At 45.1% G+C, this 22,274-nt stretch carries 22 protein-coding genes; 11 read left to right on the top strand and 11 right to left on the bottom strand.

The genetic code is table 11. From position 1 onward, the window contains the following. Nucleotides 1-43 precede the first annotated feature (43 nt). From LROSL1_RS11290 to LROSL1_RS11270, 5 genes are all read left to right on the top strand, one after another. Complete coding sequence (locus LROSL1_RS11290; RefSeq protein ID WP_178914627.1) at nt 44-703, top strand: histidine phosphatase family protein; 660 nt, start codon at nt 44-46, stop codon at nt 701-703. A 269-nt stretch (nt 704-972) separates the two neighbouring features. Continuing rightward, nucleotides 973-1,461 carry a GNAT family N-acetyltransferase gene (locus LROSL1_RS11285; protein WP_178914626.1) on the top strand — a complete coding sequence of 163 codons (489 nt, stop codon included), beginning with the start codon at nt 973-975 and terminating at the stop codon, nt 1,459-1,461. A 66-nt stretch (nt 1,462-1,527) separates the two neighbouring features. Next, entirely contained in the window at nt 1,528-1,989 is a 462-nt protein-coding gene (locus LROSL1_RS11280; RefSeq protein ID WP_178914625.1) for a MerR family transcriptional regulator, read from the top strand. A 3-nt stretch (nt 1,990-1,992) separates the two neighbouring features. Beyond that, nucleotides 1,993-2,622 (top strand): TMEM175 family protein, encoded by a 630-nt coding sequence (locus LROSL1_RS11275; RefSeq protein ID WP_404825806.1) that lies wholly within the window; start codon nt 1,993-1,995, stop codon nt 2,620-2,622. Between the two features lie 6 nt (nt 2,623-2,628). After that, complete coding sequence (locus LROSL1_RS11270) at nt 2,629-3,606, top strand: linear amide C-N hydrolase (protein WP_178914624.1); 978 nt, start codon at nt 2,629-2,631, stop codon at nt 3,604-3,606. Between the two features lie 246 nt (nt 3,607-3,852). Here LROSL1_RS11270 and LROSL1_RS11265 read toward each other — a convergent pair whose 3' ends face one another. From LROSL1_RS11265 to spxB, 7 genes are all read right to left on the bottom strand, one after another. Further along, complete coding sequence (locus LROSL1_RS11265; RefSeq protein WP_178914623.1) at nt 3,853-4,779, bottom strand: magnesium transporter CorA family protein; 927 nt, start codon at nt 4,777-4,779, stop codon at nt 3,853-3,855. A 42-nt stretch (nt 4,780-4,821) separates the two neighbouring features. Beyond that, complete coding sequence (locus tag LROSL1_RS11260; protein ID WP_178914622.1) at nt 4,822-5,868, bottom strand: YdcF family protein; 1,047 nt, start codon at nt 5,866-5,868, stop codon at nt 4,822-4,824. Nucleotides 5,869-5,877: 9 nt separating this feature from the next. Further along, entirely contained in the window at nt 5,878-7,083 is a 1,206-nt protein-coding gene (locus LROSL1_RS11255; RefSeq protein WP_178914621.1) for a VanZ family protein, read from the bottom strand. A gap of 134 nt (nt 7,084-7,217) precedes the next feature. Continuing rightward, the gene (locus tag LROSL1_RS11250) at nt 7,218-7,766 is read right to left on the bottom strand and encodes a DUF805 domain-containing protein (protein WP_178914620.1); all 549 of its coding nucleotides are present in this window, start codon (nt 7,764-7,766) and stop codon (nt 7,218-7,220) included. 368 nt (nt 7,767-8,134) lie between these two features. Further along, nucleotides 8,135-8,611 carry a MarR family winged helix-turn-helix transcriptional regulator gene (locus tag LROSL1_RS11245; RefSeq protein WP_017261458.1) on the bottom strand — a complete coding sequence of 159 codons (477 nt, stop codon included), beginning with the start codon at nt 8,609-8,611 and terminating at the stop codon, nt 8,135-8,137. A 29-nt stretch (nt 8,612-8,640) separates the two neighbouring features. Continuing rightward, nucleotides 8,641-9,201 (bottom strand): GNAT family N-acetyltransferase, encoded by a 561-nt coding sequence (locus LROSL1_RS11240; RefSeq protein WP_178914619.1) that lies wholly within the window; start codon nt 9,199-9,201, stop codon nt 8,641-8,643. Between the two features lie 220 nt (nt 9,202-9,421). Continuing rightward, nucleotides 9,422-11,170: a pyruvate oxidase gene (gene spxB / locus LROSL1_RS11235; protein WP_178914618.1), complete on the bottom strand. Its 1,749-nt coding sequence runs from the start codon at nt 11,168-11,170 to the stop codon at nt 9,422-9,424. 723 nt (nt 11,171-11,893) lie between these two features. On the opposite strand from spxB, the gene LROSL1_RS11230 reads away from it, so the two are divergent. From LROSL1_RS11230 to LROSL1_RS11210, 5 genes are all read left to right on the top strand, one after another. Then, nucleotides 11,894-12,796 (top strand): RluA family pseudouridine synthase, encoded by a 903-nt coding sequence (locus LROSL1_RS11230; protein ID WP_225440582.1) that lies wholly within the window; start codon nt 11,894-11,896, stop codon nt 12,794-12,796. 39 nt (nt 12,797-12,835) lie between these two features. After that, nucleotides 12,836-13,633, top strand: coding sequence for a TerC family protein (locus LROSL1_RS11225; protein WP_178914617.1), 798 nt, complete (start codon nt 12,836-12,838; stop codon nt 13,631-13,633). A 155-nt stretch (nt 13,634-13,788) separates the two neighbouring features. After that, nucleotides 13,789-14,898: a lactate oxidase gene (locus LROSL1_RS11220; RefSeq protein WP_178914616.1), complete on the top strand. Its 1,110-nt coding sequence runs from the start codon at nt 13,789-13,791 to the stop codon at nt 14,896-14,898. Nucleotides 14,899-14,989: 91 nt separating this feature from the next. After that, nucleotides 14,990-15,313, top strand: coding sequence for a thioredoxin (gene trxA, locus LROSL1_RS11215; protein ID WP_178914615.1), 324 nt, complete (start codon nt 14,990-14,992; stop codon nt 15,311-15,313). A 674-nt stretch (nt 15,314-15,987) separates the two neighbouring features. Beyond that, nucleotides 15,988-16,836 carry an alpha/beta hydrolase gene (locus LROSL1_RS11210; protein WP_017261451.1) on the top strand — a complete coding sequence of 283 codons (849 nt, stop codon included), beginning with the start codon at nt 15,988-15,990 and terminating at the stop codon, nt 16,834-16,836. 3 nt (nt 16,837-16,839) lie between these two features. On the opposite strand, the gene LROSL1_RS11205 is transcribed toward LROSL1_RS11210, so the two are convergent. Then, nucleotides 16,840-17,205 carry a winged helix-turn-helix transcriptional regulator gene (locus tag LROSL1_RS11205; protein ID WP_178914614.1) on the bottom strand — a complete coding sequence of 122 codons (366 nt, stop codon included), beginning with the start codon at nt 17,203-17,205 and terminating at the stop codon, nt 16,840-16,842. 114 nt (nt 17,206-17,319) lie between these two features. Between LROSL1_RS11205 and LROSL1_RS11200 the strand changes: the two genes are divergently transcribed. Beyond that, the gene (locus tag LROSL1_RS11200; RefSeq protein ID WP_178914613.1) at nt 17,320-18,048 is read left to right on the top strand and encodes an SDR family oxidoreductase; all 729 of its coding nucleotides are present in this window, start codon (nt 17,320-17,322) and stop codon (nt 18,046-18,048) included. Nucleotides 18,049-18,140: 92 nt separating this feature from the next. Here LROSL1_RS11200 and LROSL1_RS11195 read toward each other — a convergent pair whose 3' ends face one another. The 3 genes from LROSL1_RS11195 to LROSL1_RS11185 form a co-directional block, all read right to left on the bottom strand. After that, on the bottom strand, nt 18,141-20,741 hold the full coding sequence (locus LROSL1_RS11195) for a MucBP domain-containing protein (RefSeq protein ID WP_178914612.1): 2,601 nt from the start codon (nt 20,739-20,741) through the stop codon (nt 18,141-18,143). A 137-nt stretch (nt 20,742-20,878) separates the two neighbouring features. Further along, the gene (locus tag LROSL1_RS11190; protein ID WP_178914611.1) at nt 20,879-21,316 is read right to left on the bottom strand and encodes an ArsC/Spx/MgsR family protein; all 438 of its coding nucleotides are present in this window, start codon (nt 21,314-21,316) and stop codon (nt 20,879-20,881) included. 300 nt (nt 21,317-21,616) lie between these two features. After that, nucleotides 21,617-22,039, bottom strand: a complete 423-nt coding sequence (locus LROSL1_RS11185; protein WP_017261446.1) for a MerR family transcriptional regulator — start codon at nt 22,037-22,039, stop codon at nt 21,617-21,619. Nucleotides 22,040-22,274: the final 235 nt, after the last annotated feature.

Raw genomic sequence — 22,274 nt, 5'->3', positions numbered from 1 at the left:
TATAATAGAGTCTAGAAAACATTAAAATTTGGGGGTTATTAACATGGCATCAGTGACACTGTATTTAGTCCGTCATGGACAAACTTATTTTAATATTTATAACAAACTGCAAGGGTGGAGCAATTCACCGTTGACCGACAAGGGTCTAGCAGACGCCAAGTCAGCGGGTGAACGGCTAGCTAATGTGTCGTTTGCTGCGGCCTATTGTTCTGACACAACACGGGCGCAACAAACGGCGGCAACAATCTTGACTGAAAATAATGTTTCAAATGTCAAACAGCCGATTAGCAGTCCATTTTTCCGCGAACAGTTCTATGGTTCGTTTGAAGGCGAAAACATGAATTATGTGTGGGACCAAGTCGGCCGTCCACATGGATTAAATGGGTTTAAAGAAATCGAAGAAAAATATTCGATTGCCAAGGCGAAGGACCTCATGAAAGAGGCAGATCCGTTTCATGATGCCGAAAGTAACGACGAATACTGGCAGCGAATCGATCGTGGTTTCGATTTGATTCGTGAAAACGACGATCTCTCCGATGGCGACAATGTACTCGTTATCAGTCACGGCAATACGTTGCTCAGTCTGATGGAACGTTACGGTGGCGGCAAGTACGATCTCAGCGTCCGTCCAGAAAACGGCAGTGTGACCCGCCTCGCCCTCGATGATCAGAAGATTACAGTGTTGGGGTATAACGAGAAGTGAGCGTGATCAGCTCGGGTTTGAAGCCGAGCAACAACAGGAAGTGGCGAGTGTGCAGGCGTTTTTTGCCTGCGCAATCGTCAGTTTCGGTTGTGCACAGGCTTTAGGGCTGAGAGCGCGTTATGGCTATGAAGCAGCCGAGAATCAAGCGGTCTTTGCTTGGTTTTCGTCAGCTTCGGGTTATGCACAGCCTTCTGGGCGACAGTGACACGTTTTGGCTATGTAGCAGCCACGACATCAATATAAATAAAAGAATAACTAAGGAGCAATTAATGAATTTATTTCACTGGGGTAAGAAGAAAGAAGAAAAGCCAGAACTTGATATTGAACAGCTAAAGGGAACAGATGGCAAAGTTTACGAAGATGCTGTGTCCGTCCGTTTAGCCGTTTTTGTCGACGAACAAGGCATTGATAAGGAATTAGAGTTGGACGGTCATGACGAAGACGCCACGCATTATGTTGGTTACGATCATGGCACACCGGTCGTGACGGCGCGGGTCAAAGCCTTAGATGATGATCTACTTCAGATTCAACGGGTTGCAACCATTGATTGGGCACGGCATCGTGGTTACGCCGTCGCGCTGATTAATCAGATTACTGCTGATGCCAAGGAAAATGGTTTCAAGACGTTATATCTAGAAGCACAGGAAACGGCCATCAGTTTTTATGCTAAACAGAGTTTTGAAGCTTACGGTCAACCATTTTTGGAAGCTAACATCTGGCACCGTAAGATGACTAAGGAATTATATCCGGAAGAATAAGACAGTAATGTCGCTGCGGACGCCATAATAAATTTTGGCAACACGCATTAACCAGGAGGTGGGTGGATGGCGCGAACAAGTTTGCGCGACACCAGTAATGGTAAAATTTTTGGCACGGCGAATTTGATTTTCGGTATTGGCCAGATTAGTAAAATGACAGATGTTTCGACTCGTCAACTTCGTTATTGGGAATCAAAGGGATACATTAAGCCTAAAGAGCGTGAAGATGGTAATACATCGCGCTTGTATGGCTATGACACGTTTTTGAAAGTGTCTGGTATCAAACTGATGTTGGATGAGGGTTACACTCTAGCTGCTTCTGTTGAACGCACGGATGCCTTGATGGCGGAAGCGTTCAATATTCGTGGCTTTTTGCTGGATGCGTATCATGGTCAAGCCACGATTGACGGGAACACAATGCTTGATCTTGGCTATTTTGATGAAGATCATACGCAACGTTTGTACGCTCGCAGGACAGAAGATAATCGTGTCCATTATGTTGTAAAATCAGAAAACGGGGCGAATTGATCGATGATGTCTAAAGCACGTTTGGAAGCATTTAGTGATGGTGTTTTCGCCATTTTGATTACGATTCTTGTATTGGAATTTCATGTTCCAGACTATCATCAGGGTCATTTAGCAGCGGCAATTGCCAAGCAATGGCCTGAATTTTTGGCGTATGCAGTTTCCTATTTTTATGTTGGGACGTTATGGCTCTTTCACCACGATTACTTCGCAAGCTTGAAAGTGATTGATCGAAATTTGAACCTGATTAATTTGTTATCAATGTTTAGTGTCACATTGTTGGATTATCCAATGAGCCTGGTAGCAACAGCCATTGCAGAACGAAATACTGCGGACATCCGCGTGTCGTTTATGATTTATTCAGCAGTGGCGTTATTCATCTCCTCCGTTTACTACTTGATGTATCGCTATCTGTACACCCATCAACAAATGATGGACAAGAACCACTTTGTGTTTGATCGCGGTATTAAAATGGATCCTTTACGGTCAATCGCATTGTATGGACTAGCGATTGTCACCTCAATTTGGTCCAATTGGGTTGGCGGACTTTTGCTGTTGGCAGGCATTGCGTTTCACTTTATTGCGTACTTGCATCTGAGCCGTAATCGACGTCAAACTAGTAAGCTGGAGGTTTAACTTTATATGTGTACCAGTATTTTTCAAATTGCCTGTGATGGTACGCACGTCCTATCACGGACGATGGATTGGCCGACGCTTGATGTAAGACCAGCTTTTGTGCCCCGGAATTACGAGTGGCAAAGCGATTTTGACCATCGTGTGCATAAAAATCAGTATGCGATTGTCGGCAGCGCCTTTCAATTGTCGCATCGCATCGATATGTCAGATGGGGTGAATGAATGGGGACTGACAGCGCAGAAATTGACGTTTGCCAATGGTTCCAAACGGGCTGTTGAGCGACGTGCTGACAAAGTACAACTGGCGCCTTATGAGTTTGCCTTCTGGCTGCTGGGTAACTTTCGGTCTGTGGCGGAAATTGAAGCGCATATTGACGAGGTCGAGCTTATGGCTGACACATACAGTGACCGCAAGTATGGCCAGTCGGAACTGCATTTTGCAGTGGCTGACCGCACTGGACGAATGGTAGCGATTGAGCCGACGATTATGCCAATGCGCATTGTCGATGACCCACTGGGAATTTTGACAAACGTACCCAATTTCGAAAAGCAGATTGACCGATTAACTGACTACATGGAATTTACCCCCGAATTTCTGGCGGGGCAGGTACCGTTAAACACCGCCAAGGTCACTACCGGTAACTTATCGGGTAAGTCCATTCCACCTGGTTCATACAGTCCTTCGTCACGCTTTATTCGTGCGGCTTACTTCAAGGAGCGAGCCAATCAACCATTTAATGAAGACGACGCCATTATCAGTAGTTGGCACTTATTGGATGGTGTCGCGGTACCGAGAAACACAGACCATCAGCAAACGTATTCTGTCTATCGTGCAGCAGCAGTTTGCGAGAGTCGCACGTACTACTTTGAACCATATAATCGAGAAAGCATTGTAAAGCTGCAGCTAACTGATGACATGTTGGCGTGGCAGAAACCAGTCTTTTACGATGTGGCTGATGAACTGCAAGCGACATCGGTACGATAGTGTGATGGTAAGTAGATTGTCGTTCAGAAATAATTAATTTAATAATATAAAAAAGAGGTTGTGACATAAGTTTATTGGGGACGAATAATATGAGTAATATCGCGCTCCAAAGTCCTGAGAATGCCGCTTAACCCAAAACTGACCCATTCCCCAAGTTCGGGAATAGGTCAGTTTTACGTTAATGCTCGTTCTCAAACCAGACTTGTGTCACAGCTCCTTCTTTATTGTGGCGACGAAAAGTATCATCTACCGGTCAAAAAAACGGTAGTGTCTCAAAATGAGATAAACAACGGCGCCAAGCGCAATCATGATCAGAATGGTGATTTGCCAGCCATAGGGATTGTGTTCAAACGGCAACGCAACATTTTCACCAAAGAAACCAGAAACGATGGTCGGCACAGTCATGATGATGGAGTAAGCTGTCAAAAATTTCATCGTGTTGTTCAGACTGTTATCAATAAGGTTTGAATAGGCGTTTGACACACGTTCAACCACATCGGAAGCCATTTGTGCCATTTCTAGTCCTTGTTGAGATTCAACTAGTATATCCGTAATATGTTCCTTTTGATCTGCATTGACCGGTACGACTGGGGTCCGTTGCAGATCCTTAAGCATGTCTGTGTTGGTTTTTAACGCAGTCAGATAGTAAACCAAACTTGTCTCAAGGTCCATGAGTTCGTTAATGGCACTGTGTTCAGGATTGGTTTTCAAACTCCGTTGAATTTCTGCCCGCCGCCGATCAATCCGATTGATTTTGTCCAAATAAGTCGTTGTCAATTTGTACATCAACCCTAAAATGGCATCGATTGGTTGTTGCTGTTCGATGGGTGGCAGTTTTAACGCTGAGTTGGAATTGATAACCAGATTATGCACATAGTTCGTGGTACCGCTGGTAAACGTATACACCCGTTTGCCTTTAAATAGAAAACCAATTGGCGCCGTAGCTGCTTCAGGGGAATCATCAGGCAAATCAGTGATGACATTAAAAATCATCAGTGAAATGCCTGCTTCCTTGTCAAATTCGATGCGGGCGCGTTCACTAGGGTCGGTTGCGTACCCGTACATTTCTTCGGTTAGCTTGTAACTCTGAATGAGGCGCCGGTGCTCAGCAGCTGTCTCATCCTGGACATCGACCCACTCAAAGTTGTTATTGATTTCAATTGGTGTCAGCATAATTTGCCTCAAAAATTCAGAATAAAATCATTTATAGTCCCATTATCCATAGAACCATGGAATCGCAATTGTTAGAACGATAATCAGAATCAGCGCTAATAGATGGCGTGTTTTGTGTAACCACGTCAGGGCTGCATATTCTCGAATGAGACCGCGATGATAGTAATGTGACCGTGTTGGCGCAGCAATGCCACGACTGTTTAACTTGAGCATTGCAGCGAACACTGAGGCACGAAAGACATGAAAATTATTGGTCACGAATTCGATTGTTGGGTGTGGCTCATGAATGACATCGAGTGAATATTGAAAGTTTTCAAACGTACTGGTTGATTTTTCTTCCAAACGGATAGCCGCGGCGGGATAACCGTTTTCCTTCGCGTAGGCAGCCATGGCCGAGGATTCACTGACGGATTCATCAGCGCCTTGACCGCCGGACATGATCAAAATTGGCCAGTCACCAGTCTCGTCTTTGGCAATACTGCCGACGCGCATCGCCGTGTCCACACGTGATTTTAATAGTTTAGACAGTTGATCGCCGTGATGTAATCCACTGCCAAGGACGATCACGTAATGTTCACCGTGTAGTTTTGTCTGACGCGGGTAAGTCCAAGTGGCCACGAGGAAGTCAGCAATCGTAATACACATGTAAGCACCCAACAGGGTGAGTGCCGTGTTGACGTACTTCATTGGTGTCAGTAAGTCGGTAGGCCAGACGTGAGCTGGAATAAAAGGGAGGACAGCCAGCGCAAGTCCAAGGATGATCGCAAAAATGGTTAACGCGCGAAAATGACGTCGTAATGGTCGAAAATGCCAGTTGATCAACATGATCCAATCAAATAAACCAAGCGTGAGGGCCAAGAAAGCGAGTCCACTGAGAATCCGCCAGCCAATATGGTGAGTGTCTGACAGTGATGCCAATAAAATAATTGGCATGCCCAGTAAAATAACGGCTCCGACGACGAGATACCAAGAATTCAAGAGACGTCGGGGATCATGACGATAACCAAAGATAGCCAAGGTTACGGCCATAATAAAAATAAGTGCTGGAAAGAAAATTAGAAAATTAGTCACTTGCGATAATGAAAACATGGAAACTCCTTAACGTGATTGATGGCGTTCAGAACGAGTTGTGTAGTTCTTCTTTAGTGAACTAGGTGTCGATTGTTTGCGGACGGGAGCAGTTGGTTGCTCATCAGTAACAAACGAAGATATGGTTGTCGTGTGACTCAGACGCTCGAATAATAGTGGATACGTTGGCATTAGTGCTGCAAGAACGATATCCACCATGAAGATGAGGATCATCAATACTGTAAACGTACCAATTAGTCCAAACGACGTTAATTGACCGTGAATATTAAAAATATGCTGTAGACCAAGGCCAATTAAGATAAGCGGAATATAAATAACCAAATTTCGAATGATCACCTGTAACCATGATGCGGTGCGCCAGTTGGTTGCCTTAACTTGCAGGTAGACAGCGCGCAGGCCAATTGTAGTACCCTTGAAAAGCCCCTGTGGAATGAACACAAAGAGCAACAACCCCAATACTAGCAACAGCCACATGTTTGGATCGTGATCAAAGGCGAGGCCACCAATCATGAAAATGCCGGTGAATGTACCGACGAACAGCATGTCGATGACGAAAGCTGTGAACCTTCGTAACAAACCAACCTGATGCGCACGTTTGGCATTTGCTGTTTCAATTCGCTCCTTACTAGGCAGTAACCAAGAAAACAATGGGGCACCCAGCCAGCCAATGAAACCACCGGTCGTATTAAGGAGTAAATCGTCAACGTCAAATAGACGGTAGGGACGAACGTACAAGCCGTACAAACCAGTTAGTTGAGTGACTTCAAAGAACAGGCTTAAACAAAATGACAAGATAATGGTTGTGAAGAAACCGCGTTTGAAATAGTAGTGGAGATAAAAGCCAAACGGAATGGTCAGCATGAGATTGAAAAAAGGCTGTTGAAATCCTGCTGTGTGTAACGTTGGAATCCAAGTTGCGGCGTTATGAAGGCTGAACCCGGTGGCTTTAAAAGTATAGTACACCAGTAGGGGATGAAAGTTGTGTGTTGGTGTCGTTAATGCGGCCACAGAAGCCCGCGATGGTAACGGCAAAATAATGAGAAAGTAGGCGCACAGTAAATAAAAATAGAAACTATAATTTACAAAGACCTGCCAACGTGAAATCGCGCCATAACGATGATAGTGGTAAGCAAATAGCGGTACGGCCATGGCAATCGCTAAAAGTGGGAACAAAATGACTGCCACGTGAATTGGTTCAAGATATTGGCGCCACATTATCGCCACCTCCAGAAAATTCAAGCTAAACTCTGCTCTAAATTGTACCACGGGTGAGCGGGTCGTATGACAGTCCAAACACGAACGTGATGAACCTTAATAAAATTAATGACAGCACGGTCAAACGAGTTCCTTTATAACGATAGTGTTGCGGTGGGCGGCGTGACGCTGGTAGGGAAGAACCGATTATGCTTTGTTTCACTTGGCAGTAGTAACAAGTAAATGAAGCCGGTACTAAGTAGAACAAAAATCGTCGCCGTAGCACTCGCAAAAATGAGTGCCATGTCGGCATTCAGGCTACGCGTGATCGTGTAAGTAATTAACAAAGCGATATCTACACCGACATTTAAAACCAGCCAACCTGCAGAGCGATTGGCATCGTGTAGGCGACGTACAAATAAGGCTAAAGAAGGAATTAAAGCGATGACAGCATAGCCAATTAGCAGTAGGAGGAGTGGCAAGGATGAAGTTGCTACGGTTACTAATAATCCAAATGATAAACCGTTTTGCTTAGCATCGATTGAAGATAAGAAGTCGCGGATAGAATAAGTCGTTGGAATCAAAAAGAGCAGCATAAAAATAACTTGCCAAAATTGCCAGCCCCAGAACTCTATCCGCGTTGCCCGACCACGGAAATTAGTATAGTTGCGCCAAAATGATAGGAACGCTTGAATTAACCGCATGTTATGCCCTCGAATTTAAAAAGAATATCTAATCAAATTCTTATTTTATCATCTTTTTCTAATAAAGTCTGTGTTAGACGTTCGATTCCCAAAACTTATAGATTGCATGGGGCTGGCTTGTATACAATTGAGATTCGAATGAGTGGCGATGACATCATCCATCACACATAGTGGCAAGTTTTATCTTTTATCGGCCGACAGTGGGGCTTAAAAACACAATTCTGGTCATAACGGATGGGGAAAAGATGAACAATTTAATAATGAGTCCGCAAAAAAGATTACCTAAACGAATTGTTTAAGCAATCTTTTTGAATGTTTTATGTTTGACAGCAATGTTTGTGACGAATTCAATCAGAATGAGCAATGATTTAGAAAGGTTGTCCCTGGTTTAAACTACCTTCAACAGTTTCGAGAAATTTGAGGATTGTTTTGCGATCTCCCTTGCTGAATTTTTGTGCAATGCCAAGGTATGTTTCATTAATTTCACGGTCAATCTCCTGGTATTCACGAGCTAAGGTAACGCCATCACCTGTGAGCGCTAATGTCGTGACCCGACGATCTGTTTCACTAACTTTAGTATCAACTAACAATTCTTTGTTGAGCTTACGGAGCGCTTTTGTAACAGCGGGTTTTGAGATGGCAAAGTGGTCAGCCAAGATGCTGTTAGTGACGGCCTCATCACTCTGAAGTAAAAATTGCAGAATTTGTAATTGAGTCAGGCTTAGCTGGTAAGCACCAATGTGGGCAGCCGCTCGTGTCCGCAATAACGTATTCTCATTGGTGGCGACATGGCCCATGGTCTGTCTTAAATGGTCTGCTACTTCTTCAACTGTCACTTTTGCCATGTTCAAAACTCCCTACTTTATTAATCATTTTATTCAACAGTATCGATGTTTTTGTCATCAACAGTTTTATGGTTGAGAGCCGGTGAGTACATCAGTAGGCCGGCTGTATGCCGCAACGCTCCAGGCCGCAACTCGCGAAGACTCAGTTTGCTTGCTGCTGTTTGAGCGTCACGAATGTCGAAATGGTCGGCTAAATCATAGCCAAAAAGGGCAAAGTAGTCTGGGCAGTCTGTAGTCAGAATTGCTTGGTAACCGCGGACAAACGCGCGATGTTCAAGCTCATCAACCAGTTGTCGGCCGATGCCTTGTTTCTGAAAGTCAGGTAGCACGCCCAATGGGTTCAGAATGGCTAATTTGGCGGTTGGTTGGCCCTGAATATAGGCATCTGAAATCGTGCCATACCCGACAATGTTGTCATACGCATCTTTGCTGACAAGCTCAAATGTGGGCAGATAAGTGCGTTCCAAACGGAGCGTGGCTAACTGGTCATCAAAGTCGATCGTCTTTTTTGACGATGCAAAAGCCGCCTTTAAAAGTTCAGCGGCGGCCTGATAATCGGCAGATTCGATTGTGTGAATCGTGTAACTCATGCACTCACCTCAAAAAGATATCCAGTTAACTATAACATTTTGTGTTTGCTGGTGGGGCCAAAACCGCGAATTTATGGGCTGAATTTCTGATTTTCATTGATAAAAGAGGGCTTCTAGGACAAATGCGCGAAAATTAGGAATGATACTAAAAAACGTCACGATGTTCGCAAGTCTCAACGAACATCGTGACGATTATTATCATTGAAATTTTAAACTAGGTTTATTCACCGCGCAGTAACTCACCGAGAGAAGGTTGTGCCTTCGTGTCGATACCGTAGTGCTTGGCGAATTCATCAACTGTGTCTTGACCGAATTGCTTTGGATCAAGTGGCATAAATGCTGCGGCTACGGGATCTTTTGGATCGATTACAGCATTGAGGACGATTGGTTTCTTGTTGCCAGCGGCCTTCAATTGTTTGATTTGGTCAAATGCGGCATCTAGTTCCTTAAGATTAGTGGCTGTCATGCCCACAGCGCCCAGTCCCTCAGCAACCTTAGCCCAATCAGCATCGGTTAAGTCGACACCGTAGAAGTGTTGCTTAGTTTCTTGTTGTTCATACCAGATGAATCCGAAACGCTGGTTCGAGAAGACGATGTTGATGACTGGCAATTCGTAACGGGCTTCAGTGATCAGGTCTTGAACGACCATTGAGAAGCCACCGTCACCAGAAAAACTCCATGCTTGTCCATCCGGAACACTTAAGGCACCGGCCAAACCGGCAGGAATGCCATAGCCCATTGTGGCAAACAGTCCAGAAATAGCAAACTTCTGATTTTCTGTCATCTTGACGCCACGAACGGCAAATTCAGAAACATTCCCAGTATCAACACCATACGTGTCGTTTGGCCCAGCGAGTTCGCGTGTTTTACGCATAACGGCTTCGGGTTCAAGACCCTTGCTGTCATCATTGGCGCGATCGTCCAACCACTTCAACCAGTTTTGACGGTTGATGCGGTTTTCCTTGATCCAGTCTGTTTCAGGCAGTGATTCACCAGTGTCGAGTAGCGCTTGCAGATAGGTCTTGCCATCCGCAATCACAGCGTAGTCGATTGGAACAACTTTCCCAATATCAAACGAATTATCGTTGACTTGGACAATTTTGACGTCCTTCGGCCAGAAGCGTGCAAACGGATATTCGGAACCAATGAAGAGAACCAAATCAGCGTGTTGCATGGCTTCAAATCCGGGTTTGCCACCCAAACGACCGTTAGTACCCAGATAGTTCTTGTGATCCGTTTCCATTACACCAGTTGCCGGTACAGTGGAAATGACAGGAATATTAAAGCGTTCAGAAACGGCATCCAATTCTTTACGAGCGCCCTTTAAACCTGTCCCAATGTAAAGCAGAGGGTGTTTGGCATCTTTGATCATCGCCAAAGTGTCATTCACAGCCTTTGGATCAATCACTTGTTTATACGTGTTAGATACTGTTACTGGTGTCTTAACCGCTTCGTAGTCGATTTCCTTGGCAGATAAGTCCTCAGGAATCGTTACAACCGCAACACCCTTGTTTCGGTAAGCCTCACGAATCGCTTGATTTACAACATAAGGCAGTTGTTCTGCTGTAGTAACTGTGCGGTTGAAGACAGCAACATCCGCAAACATTGGGTCTTCATCCATTTCTTGGAAGTAGTTGGTGTTCATGACAGGTTGACCAACTTGCCCAACGAGGGCCAAAACAGGTACGTGATCCATCTTGGCATCGTATAGTCCGTTGAAGAGGTGGGTTGCACCAGGACCCGCAGAGCCAAAGGCGACCCCAATCTTGCCGGTGAACTTAGCATCAGCGGCCGCAGCCATGGCGCCGACTTCTTCATGGCGAACCTGAATGTACTGTACTTTATCTTTTTCAAGGTATAGGCCTTCGACTGTATGGTTGATAGAACCACCAGGGATTCCGTAAACGTGGTCAACACCCCAGTCTTCCAATACCTTTACTAATGCTTGCCCAGCAATCATTTTTGCCATAACGTGCATCTCCAATTCATTAAATATCTTGTGCTCATTTAGAATGTTAAGACTGCTATTTGAAAAATGCACAGATTTATACTCGAAAACTTACAAAAAGTAAGTGAAATTAAACGCTCGGTTTGTTTCCAACTGGGTTAGACTAAAAGAACGGTTTATTAACATCGGATATTAGTAAAATTAATCGAATGTCGCCTACGGTTGTCGACATTGACACGCTCGCCGTGGGACCGGTTCAAGCCACCCAAGTTCGGAGTCTTTCACCTCGCCGCCAAGCCTCGTGAGAACCGCGAGTCTTAGCGACCGTCCGTGGTGTAAATTCGGTAACACCATCCCGAATTAACACCACCTTCACGGCTCAGTATCAATGTCGACGCCCTCCGGCTAATATAGTAGCAAGTTTCATATTCCACGTCGCAAATCTCCATGGGGTGTGTAAGTAATTACTTTATTTGTGACAGTAGTGGAGCTGACCAGAGACAGAGTTCCATGTCGGCAACACTTGGCGGCGAGAATTTGGCCGCTTAGTGTTGCGGGATGACTTATGAGACGTGTACTTCGGCTCATAATCAAGGTTAAAGACTCCGGGTTTCAGGAGGCTGAGACCGGTCCCATGGAACGGCGTTTTCGGTCAGCATAACGGCAGACAATTGATTTGACTGACAATTAATGGTGCAGCAGGAAAGTTAATGTTGAAGAAGGAGGGTGCTTCTGTTGGCAACGGTGAATCAAAATGAATGGATAACGCAACTAGTTGTGACCGATCAAGAAGCAGGATTGAATATTCGTGAGTTGCTCCGTTTGTGGTTAATTCCTAAACGGTTGCAACATTATCTGCGAGTGCGCGAAGATGTGCGCATTAATAACAGCTATCGTCCCTACAATACACACGTTGTCACTGGTGATGTGGTCACACTCACAGTCCGCGCCGACGAGTTGCAAACACCGGTCCAAACGTACCTTCCCGATGATCACCTGACGTTGCCAATTCTGTTTGAAAATGATCAATTATTAGTAATCAATAAGCCAAGCGGTGTAAAAAGTCACCCAAATCGTACGGATGAGGCAGGGACTGTGATGAATTTTTTGACGACACAGTTGGCGCCTCAACAGGTGCAACCCTGGATGGTTCACCGTTTGGATATGGCGACGAGCGGCGCGATGATTGTGGCTAAAACGCCATTAGTTGTCCCGATTCTAGACCGGCAGATCAGCGATAAGCACATTCAGCGGACTTATCAGGCGTGGGTGAGTGGTCATTTCGAACAAGCGACTGGGGAGTTTACCGATGCGATTGGCCGTAATCCTGAAGACCGGCGCAAACGAATGATTAATGGAGAAAATGCCCAGAGTGCACTAACGCAATATGAAGTGCTCGATACTACGTCAACGGCGAGTCTAGTGTCATTAACACTCAAAACGGGACGGACGCACCAGTTGCGGGTTCATTTAGCCGGTAATGGGCATCCAATTATTGGTGATCCGTTGTATCAACCGAATGCCGAAAGCTTTTCATACCAACGGATGCTTTTGCACGCGGTTAAATTAAGTTTGATATTGCCTTTTAGTGATAAACGCGTCACAATTAATGCACCGTTGCCAGAGGCTTTTTGCAGATTTGGATAGCGGCAGCGCTCCTATGAGCAAGAAAGAAGGACTTTATCGTTGTTACACCTATTAAGCCAACTATACGGACCGTTTTTCGACGGCCATAACTGGGCGGCGGTATTGACCAGTAGTAATGACTGGTTGATCATTGGTTCATTAGTTTTAATTGAGTGTTTACTGTCAGTTGATAATGCTGTTGTTTTGGCGGCTCAAACGACCTCGTTGAGTAACCTAAAAGAACGTGAAAAATCGTTATTTTATGGAATTTGGGGTGCTTATCTATTTCGATTTTTGATTATTGGTGTTGGGACGTATCTGATCAAGTTTTGGATCATCAAGGTGGCAGGGGCGGTGTACCTATGTTATCTGGTCTACCGCTATTTCCATCACTTGATTACCAAACGGAAACGACATCCAGTTGGCCAATCCGCAAATGCTGACGCAACGTCCGCTAAACCGCGGCGCATCGGTCATATTTCTGTATTCTGGTCAGTTGTCATCCAGATCGAGATCATGGACATTGTCTTCTCGATTGATTCAGTGCTTGCGTCGCTTGCAGTTTCAAACAATCCTGTCATCGTTTTAATTGGTGGTTTAATTGGGATCCTGTGTATGCGAGGCATTGCTGAAGTGATTATGAACTTGATGCGCAAGATTCCCGAGCTAGAAACGATGGCTTATGTGCTGATTGCGTTGATTGCGATTAAGCTATTCATCTCCATTCCGGCCATTAACATCGAAATTTCTTCAACGCTGTTTGGTCTCATTATCCTGATTGCCGTTGTGATCACTTTAATCATTCATTACGTACGACGATCACGCCGTTTGTCTCGGCAAACGCGGCGCGACAGCTAACGTTTTGGATAGGCTATTAACCGAACAAACGATGAGTGAAAAACTGAATAATAAATTTGATTTTGAAATGGCTGTTCACCCGTGTGAATGGCCTTTTGTTTTACCATTACTATGTTGAAAATTATGATGGTTAGCACGGTCAGGAGGATAAAACGATGGCTGAATATCAGGCAAGCACGGACGAAAAGGAACTTGAAATCAATGATTTAGCGAGTTTGGAACCACTGGTAAAGGCACGCATGGAACCCGGTGCGTTTGGCTACATTCAGGGTGGGGCAGAAACAGAGTGGACGATGCGTGAAAACACCGCGGCGTTTGACCACGCCCAGATTGTCCCCAGGGTACTTCGCAATCTTGAAAATCCAGACTTGCATACCAAGCTGTGGGACATGGAACTTAATACGCCAATGATTGATGCGCCAGCCGCTGCACATGGATTACTGCACATTAACGGTGAGTCAGAAACCGCTGAGGCGATGGCTGATGAAGGCAGCATCATGTCGATTTCGACTTACGCAAATGAGCGGGTGGCAGATATTGCTAAGGCTGGTCATGGTGGTCCGCAATTCTTCCAGTTATACATGAGTAATGATAATGGTTTTAACCACTGGATTTTAGATCAGGCAGTTGCATCAGGTGTCAAAGCAATTATTTTAACAGCTGATGCATCACTTGGCGGTTATCGTGAAGCCGATGTGAAGACGGGTTTCTCGTTCCCGTTACCCATGGTGAATTTGGCAGACTACTCTGCCAGTGACAACAGCGGCGAAGGGTTAAACATCATGGAAATTTATGCTAAGGCCAAACGGACACTGAGTTTAGCCGACATTGATGCCATCGCCAGCTATACAAAATTACCGGTCATTGTTAAAGGTATTCAGTCACCGGATGATGCCATGTTGGCCATCGGCGCTGGTGCTAAAGGGATTTGGGTTTCCAATCACGGAGGCCGTCAATTGGATGGTGGTCCAGCATCCTTCGATGTGTTGCCGGCCATCGCTAAAGCCGTTAACCATGAGGTGCCGATTCTTTTTGACTCTGGTATTCGTCGCGGTGAGCACGCTTTTAAGGCGCTGGCAAGCGGGGCTGACCTCGTGGCGTTTGCTCGCCCGTTATTCTACGGCTTAAATCTTGGTGGCGTCGCCGGGGTTCGTTCCGTCATGCAGCACTTCAACCACGAATTGCAGATCACGATGCAGTTGGCCGGAACTAAAACGATTGATGGAGTCAAACACAATCAGTTGATGTGGCGTCAGGTTTATTAAAAAGTAACGTTGGTGCAATCAACCAGTGACAGTTGCAAACGGATGGTCCGATTGCGTATACTAGCCTCATGAATTTTTACGGAGGCAAGTCATGGCACAAAATGTAACAACGCAAACGGAAATTGATACGGCAACGACTAGCGGGCTGTCCGTGTTAGACGTTTGGGCACCATGGTGTGGTCCCTGCAAAATGTTAGAGCCAGTATTGAGCCAGTTAGAAGACGATTATGATGGCAAGGTTAACTTTTTGCGGTTAGATGTTGATGACCACCAAGCAATTGCGGAAAAGTACAAAGTCATGAGCGTGCCAAGCTTAGTGATTTTCAAGAACGGTAAGGCTGTCGAAAAGGTGTCCGGTTATTATCCTAAAGAAAAGTTGAGCCGGTACCTCGATTCAAAGATTGCCGAAATGTAGTGCTTTCGCGTTATGATCTCATTTCAGAGTGAAAAAATTGACCTATTCCTTAATTTAAAGGAGTAGGTCAATTTTTCGTTTCAACAGCGGTTTGCTAGTTATGATGCCGTTACGCTGGCGCAAAACGCCGTTCCATGGGACCGGTCTCAGCCTCCTGAAGCCCAGAGTCTTCTACCTCGATTCAGAGCCGAACAAACCACTCGTCTCTGAACTCGTCCGGTAATACTAGGCGGCCTAAACCCTGGCCGCCAAGTATTACCGACACGGAACTCTGTTTTGCGCCAGCTTCACTACTGTAGATTATTGTGTTCATTTTGATGTCGGACAGGTCATTAAACTCGTCAATTTGTTAGAAATGAACTCAGATTAGCGTGGGTACACTACTTGACTACTATATGAGCTGAGCTGGAGGGCGTCGACAGTGATACAAAGCCGTGAAAGACCGAGAACTGCGGGCTTGAACCGGTCCCACGACGGCGTGTCACGGTCGACAACCGCAAGCGGCATTCAACGACTGAACTATCATGTTTGACTAGCATCACTAAAGTGAAAATAATCTGACTAACAATCAAAATATTAATTTTCACCAATGATTCGCAGCGCACCCGCGACAGTTCATAGTTTCGTTTAGTTGGTGCGGTATAATTACGCCATTAAATGGGGGAATGTTTCCGATGGGTGAACAAAAACATGCAGTGCCGCAGCGGCCAGCCAAACAGGATCGGTTTATTCGCTGGCTGATCGGTATTTTGTGCGCAGTGCTAGTACTAGCTGGCATCGTCATGGGCTGGGAAGCGAGTGAACAAAAGCAACTGGGTCATGTTCAGGTTTCTTACAGTAAGACACCGACGCTTTTTGTCTCTGGCGATTACAGTAACTGGCTGACGTTTGGACCAATGAATGCGCGCCTTGAACGTTATGATATTGGTCAGGCAGTGTGGACGATTCACGTCGCTAAGAGTGGTAAAGCGACCATTGATAAACGTGGACCACTGGGTAAACGGAATCCACTGATTCTTGTGCTCTTTGCGGATAACCACCACGCGTCACGTGAGGCACGGCAGCTAACTGGTGTGATGAAAATGCTGAAGCAACGTGAACATATAAGTACTGTCAACATGGTCGGTCATTCATCTGGGGCAAACATTGTTTATCAATATTTGACCGGCAAAGCGGCAGACAAACGTGAAGATTATCCTGATACCGCTAAGTTCGTCAATATTGCGACGACGTTTAGTAAAGCAGAACAAAAAGCCGCGGATCGTTTTCCGCGGCACATCCAAGTGTTAAATATTGCCGGTGATTTGTTTGGCACCGGTGGTGATTTGGGCGTTTCCGTTAAGGGCGACCACAAACTGGGTGAAATGTTGGCCGGACGGGTAGATGGTTATCAAAGTGAAACTTTGGTTGGCGGGATTAGCGTCATTCATTACCTGCTTCATCAAAATCCCCATGTGGATCGCGCGGTTACGGACTTCCTGTGGCAAGCACGATTTACACCGCAAACGAATTATCCGCGTTAGCGATTATTCGTCACACAGTGAGCGTTCGATCTGCGCGTGATCGATGTGAGTGTCGCCCCAGTCGCAAATGGCGTCCAGCAATGGAATGATTGATTGGCCCTTGGCGGTTAATGTATATTCCACATGTGGCTGGGCTGTTTGAAAATCGTGGCGTTCAATAAGACCGTCATCAGCGAGTGCCTTTAACTGATTCGTGAGGGTCTTGTGGGAAACTTCGCGAATGTGATGCTGTAAGTCGGCGAACCGGCTGGTACCCGTTTCTGCAATTTCATACATGATCATAATCTTCCATTTTCCCTGAATCAATTGCATCGTGGCGTCGAATTCGTTTCTGTAACGGGGATGAGTCGTAGTGGGACGTGATTGCATAATTAAGTTGATCCTTCCAATTCATAGTTACGTTAAGGTGCGTACTTCCTTTTTGTCAATGTGCCCATTATACTTGCAAACGTTGATAAAAGGAATTTTGGAGGATTATTAAAAATGAAATCATTAGTTGTTATTACTGGTGCAAGTTCTGGCTTTGGTGAGGAGATTGCCAAACAGTTTGCTGCCGATGGCTATCCAATGTTGCTATTGGGCCGTCGCGAAGAAAAATTGGCTGAAGTTGCTAAGGACATGGATAATGTCATGATCGACACGGTCGACGTAACGGACTACGATCAGTTTGAAAAAGCCATTCGTAAGGCCGAAGACAAGTACGGCAAGACCGACCTGTTGGTCAACAATGCCGGATTGATGTTGCTTGGCAACGTTCAAAACCAAGACCGTAAAGAATGGCAAACGATGTTGGATACCAATGTGATGGGCGTGCTGAATGGCACTCAAATTGTTTTAAATGATATGCGTGAACGTCATCATGGAACGATTCTGAACATGTCATCGTTGGCTGGTAAAAAAACGTTCGTTAATCATGCGGCGTATGTTGCCAGCAAGTTTGGCGTTCACGGCTTGTCAGAAACCATTCGGGAAGAAAGTGCAGCCGAAAACGTGCGTGTCATGATGGTTGCGCCCGGCGCTGCTGAAACGGAATTGTTGACGCATGTGACCAGCAAGTCTGCGTTGTCAGATTACGAAAGCTGGAAGGAAACGATGGGTGGTATCACCCTTGATCCCGTTCGTGTCGCTGAAACTGTGAAGTTTATGTACGACATGCCGCAAGAAGTTAATATCCGTGAAGTTGACATTGCGGCCACACGCCAAGATGCATAAGGCATAACTTAATTGAAACTAAAGCGAACACCCCGGAAATGAGTCTTGATAACTCACTTCTGGGGTGTTCGCTTTGCAATCAATTGGGGATATTAATCGTGTTTATGTTTGCTAGAAAAAGGAATTGTTCCCAGCAAACCTAGCAGTATGGCACCTACCATCGCTGCCAAATGAGTCTCGTGCATGCCTGTATTCGGCAATTCTTGCCTGCGGTTATCGGCTGTCTGACTTGCATTGTTAGCTGTTTCCGATTGTGGTAACTGCTGACTTTGAGAAGAAACAAAGCTTAACAAGTTAGATGTAGCGGAGGAAGAACTAACAGAGGTCTGGAGTAAGCTAGTTGAATTGCTCGATGTCACTGACTTTGCAGTTTCGCCGCCAAGCACATCGCTTGAATAATCTGGTACTTCAGAGATCGTTGGGTTATCGCTATTGTTGTCATTTGAGGAATCTGGTACTTCAACGTCTGGATTCCCATCACCGTCATTATTGTTGTCAGATGGATTTTGCCCATCTTCTTTCACATAAATGTACGTGATTGTTTGGTCTGTATTCGTAAATGTGCCGTTTGCGTTACCGTCAATTGTTGATAACGTGTAGCCATCTAGATGCTTAATGGCCGTTTCGTAAGTGTCACCAACATTGCCAGATAGCGTTTGTGTTGGGGCGATTTCATTGCCGTCTATATCAACGTACTTAACGATAACATCGCCGCCGCGAACGGCGTCTTTGGTATAAACATACGTGATGGTTTGATCTTCATCCGTAAATACGCCGGTTTCATTACCTTCAACGTGGTCAAATGTGTAACCATCAACGGGCTTAACCGACGACGTAAAGGAGTCCCCGATATTTCCCGTTAACTTTTCAGATGGGGCAATTTCATTGCCGTGCTGGTCCACATAAGTGACCAGAACATCAGCACCCTTAACGATATCTTTGGTGTAAACATACGTGACCGTTTGTGATTCGGTGGTAAAGGTTCCGTTAGCATTGCCGTCAATGCGGCTAACACTATAGCCAGCTACTGGTTTAGGCGTAGTGGCATAAGCCCGGCCGACATCACCGTTAACGTGTTGTGCGTCTGCGAGAACATTGCCGTCTTCATCAACGTAATTAACGCTGACGTTGCCCCATGTCGTTCGATAATATTCCATGCCCGTTTGAAGCAGGGTGTTACCATTGGCGTACTCCACGGCTGTGTACATTGGGTAGCCACTGACACCGTACTGATTGGAAATAATGATGTAACCAATGTTGGCATACTGTTTTGAGCCACTGATAACGTAATGATCGCCATCAATCGTCACAATGGGGGTATCGCTATTATAAGTTTTGTAGCCAGTTAAAATGGGTCTGCCATCGATACCAATGGTCTGGCTCACGATATTGATGTCGTCACCAGTTTGAGCGATATGAATTGGATCGGTATAGACACGATAATTATTCACTGAAAAAATACGAACGTTTGAAAATTTGGCAAAGTAAGAAAAATCTGAAAGACGCTGATTAGATAGGGACAGAAACAGGCCGTCTGGATTTGCCTGTGAAGCTTTGGTAAACATTGGATCTAATTTTAGGATTTGGTCATCACGCAAGCCGGTGGTATTCGTCATGGTTGTTTTCCCAGCGAATTCGATACCCCAGTAATAGTCAAGTCCCCCAAACGTCAGCGAGTTCAAAGCCGCAATATCAGCGTCAGTCCAATTACCGGCCCCATCTTGTTGAATGTCAAAAGCCGAGGTCATGTGGAGTCCTGTGAGCGGTACCAAAGAAACTCCGGGCTTAAGGTACACCGACAGTTGAACACCCCAGCCTTCTGGCAATTCGCGTAATACTTCAAGTCCTTTTAAACTTGTGATTGGATTCACAGTAGTTGTCGGTATCAGGAGAATTGTAATTTCATTTTTACTGTGGACAAACGTAATGTGGCGCACGTCACCATAAGTTAATTCACCTGAGGTTACTTGAAAAGCGTTCAACATGGCCTGCTTTAGCTGAGCGTCTTCAATGTCAACGACATCTGAATCCGCATGAGTAGAATCAGCGGTTATCGTTGCTGTGGTCGTCATGATTTGGGCGTTTGTTGTTACGGGAATGCTAGCCGCCATCAGCGTTGCATTTCGATTTGAGACTGACGTGGATTCATTGGTGTCACTTGATTCGGCAGCACTGGTGACACTTGTTGCTTGTGTTGAAGATGACTGACTGTTTTCAGAAGTGGCCGTAACAGACGATGCCCCTGTTTCTTCACTATTAATGGGCGAAATGGCAGGTGTTTTGGCCTCATCAGAGATGATAGCGGATGTTTTCTCAGAGGCGGCTGATGAGGTAATCAAACTTGTTGAAGTGGCTGAAGATTCAGTTGCCCCAGACTTTGCTTGGCTAGTAGTTGTGCTGGCCGTAGTCATGCTTGTTTGACTATTCACCTGTGAGTTTTGAGGTGATTGGCTACTCTGCTGTTGATTTGGTGTCGTCAAAGTAGCTGTTGAGGATTGGTCAGGAGCAGGCTGAGTTGCCAATCGTGCAATTTCAATTGTCGAAGCGGCAACTGTGGTCGCTGCATCGGCCTGTGTTAAGCCGCCAGCTTCGATGGCAAATACTGCAACACTGGCAGTGATCCAAAACTTGCCAGACTTGTACAATTTATAATGACGTGTTGACATGTGTTTTGCTTTTTGTTGTAAGGACATTTATTAGACTCCTTGCTTACATACCTAGGGTTGACCGTTAATGAAACGTTTTCACAGCGCAAAGATAACACATGTCTTATTGTGCTTATTCGCAAATAAAAAAGGAAAGCCACAATTAATGCGACTTTCCTTTTCTCTTACCCGTTCAAACGGGAGAGGATATTATTAAGTTCCATTTTTCTAAGTTTACGTGGGATAAATGTGCCAAATTCGTCATCGTTGAAGCCGACTTGTAAGATTTGACGGTGGTCGTCAAACGCAATCGGCCAGCGGAGCATCTTTGGATGTTGGGCGATGACGTTGATCATTTCCGTTAAGCCTAAACTAGTCAGATCCATCACTTTGGATAATTCCTGCATGGTTAATGAGCGAGGGGCTAATAATTCATCGCAACCATTTTCACTAGCGGCCAAGAATTGTTTAACCGTGCTTGTCGAAAGTTTTTCACGGGTCTTGACGGATAAGTTATCTGTTGTGTCGATAGGATGTTCTTGGAAAGGAACCTTTTTATCCTTGAGCCACTTAACGGCCCGGCGGCATGAAGTTGATGAACCAATCGTGTAAATGTGTAGCATGTGCGGTCCTCCTCGTGTGGAAATTGTGAGTGTGTTTTGCAAACGACATTAGGGTCGTATATGTCTCACAATTTTGCTTAATCAGTAATGGAATTGTGTAATGTTATTTGTTTCTCTAATGATTAATATAAGCAAAACTATTATAACTGTCAAATGGTTTTTATCACTTTTTTGTTATGTGAATATTGAAAATAAGGATGAAAGCAAGTGTGACAGGGGATGAACTATAACAGAAAAATTATCAGAAATAATAAAAAAGATTAAGTACGGCACGTAAAAGTGCGGCACTTAATCTTTAATTTAGCTCACAGAAACCTGATTATCATCAGGTTGTGCTTGATTAGGAACGTAATCATCGGGAGCATCGTTATTCATTAGTTTGGCGTAATGGGAAACCTTAGTGTTGATTTTCGCAAGCTGACGCTGCTTGTCAGCTAACTGTTCTTGGGCACGAACCTGCTGCGTTAACATCATTTGATAACGCTCAGGAATTGTCTCATCGCCAGCCAACATCAGATCGATGTAATGGTGTACTTCGGCAATCGGCATGCCTGTCGAGCGGAAGCAACGGACTAAGTTGACCCATTCAATGGCATCCTCGTCAAACAGCCGATTGTTGTTTTCATCACGTTTAACAAAAGGCAACAAGCCATGATCATCGTAGTAACGAATTGAATAGGTCGTCATGCCGAGCTTTTTGGCGACTTCTTGAACGGTGTACATGCAGCCACTCCTTTTCTAATGTTATTCATCAAGTTAGTTATTTTATTGAATTAGCATTCACTATAGAAGCGCTACGGTTAAAGGTCAAGTGTTTCGGGTTTGAAAATTTGATGGTTGTTGTACTTGCGACCGTCCGTAACCTAAATTCGGGTAAAGCACCGAATTAACGTAACCTTCACGGCTCGGTATCAATGTTGACTTCCTTGTCTAGCATATGCGCATGTTTCACGCGAAG

The organism is Furfurilactobacillus rossiae (assembly GCF_013394005.1).
GTDB lineage: Bacteria > Bacillota > Bacilli > Lactobacillales > Lactobacillaceae > Furfurilactobacillus > Furfurilactobacillus rossiae.
The sequence above is the reverse complement of the archived record's forward strand: the minus strand, read 5'-3'. Positions and strand labels throughout refer to the sequence as shown.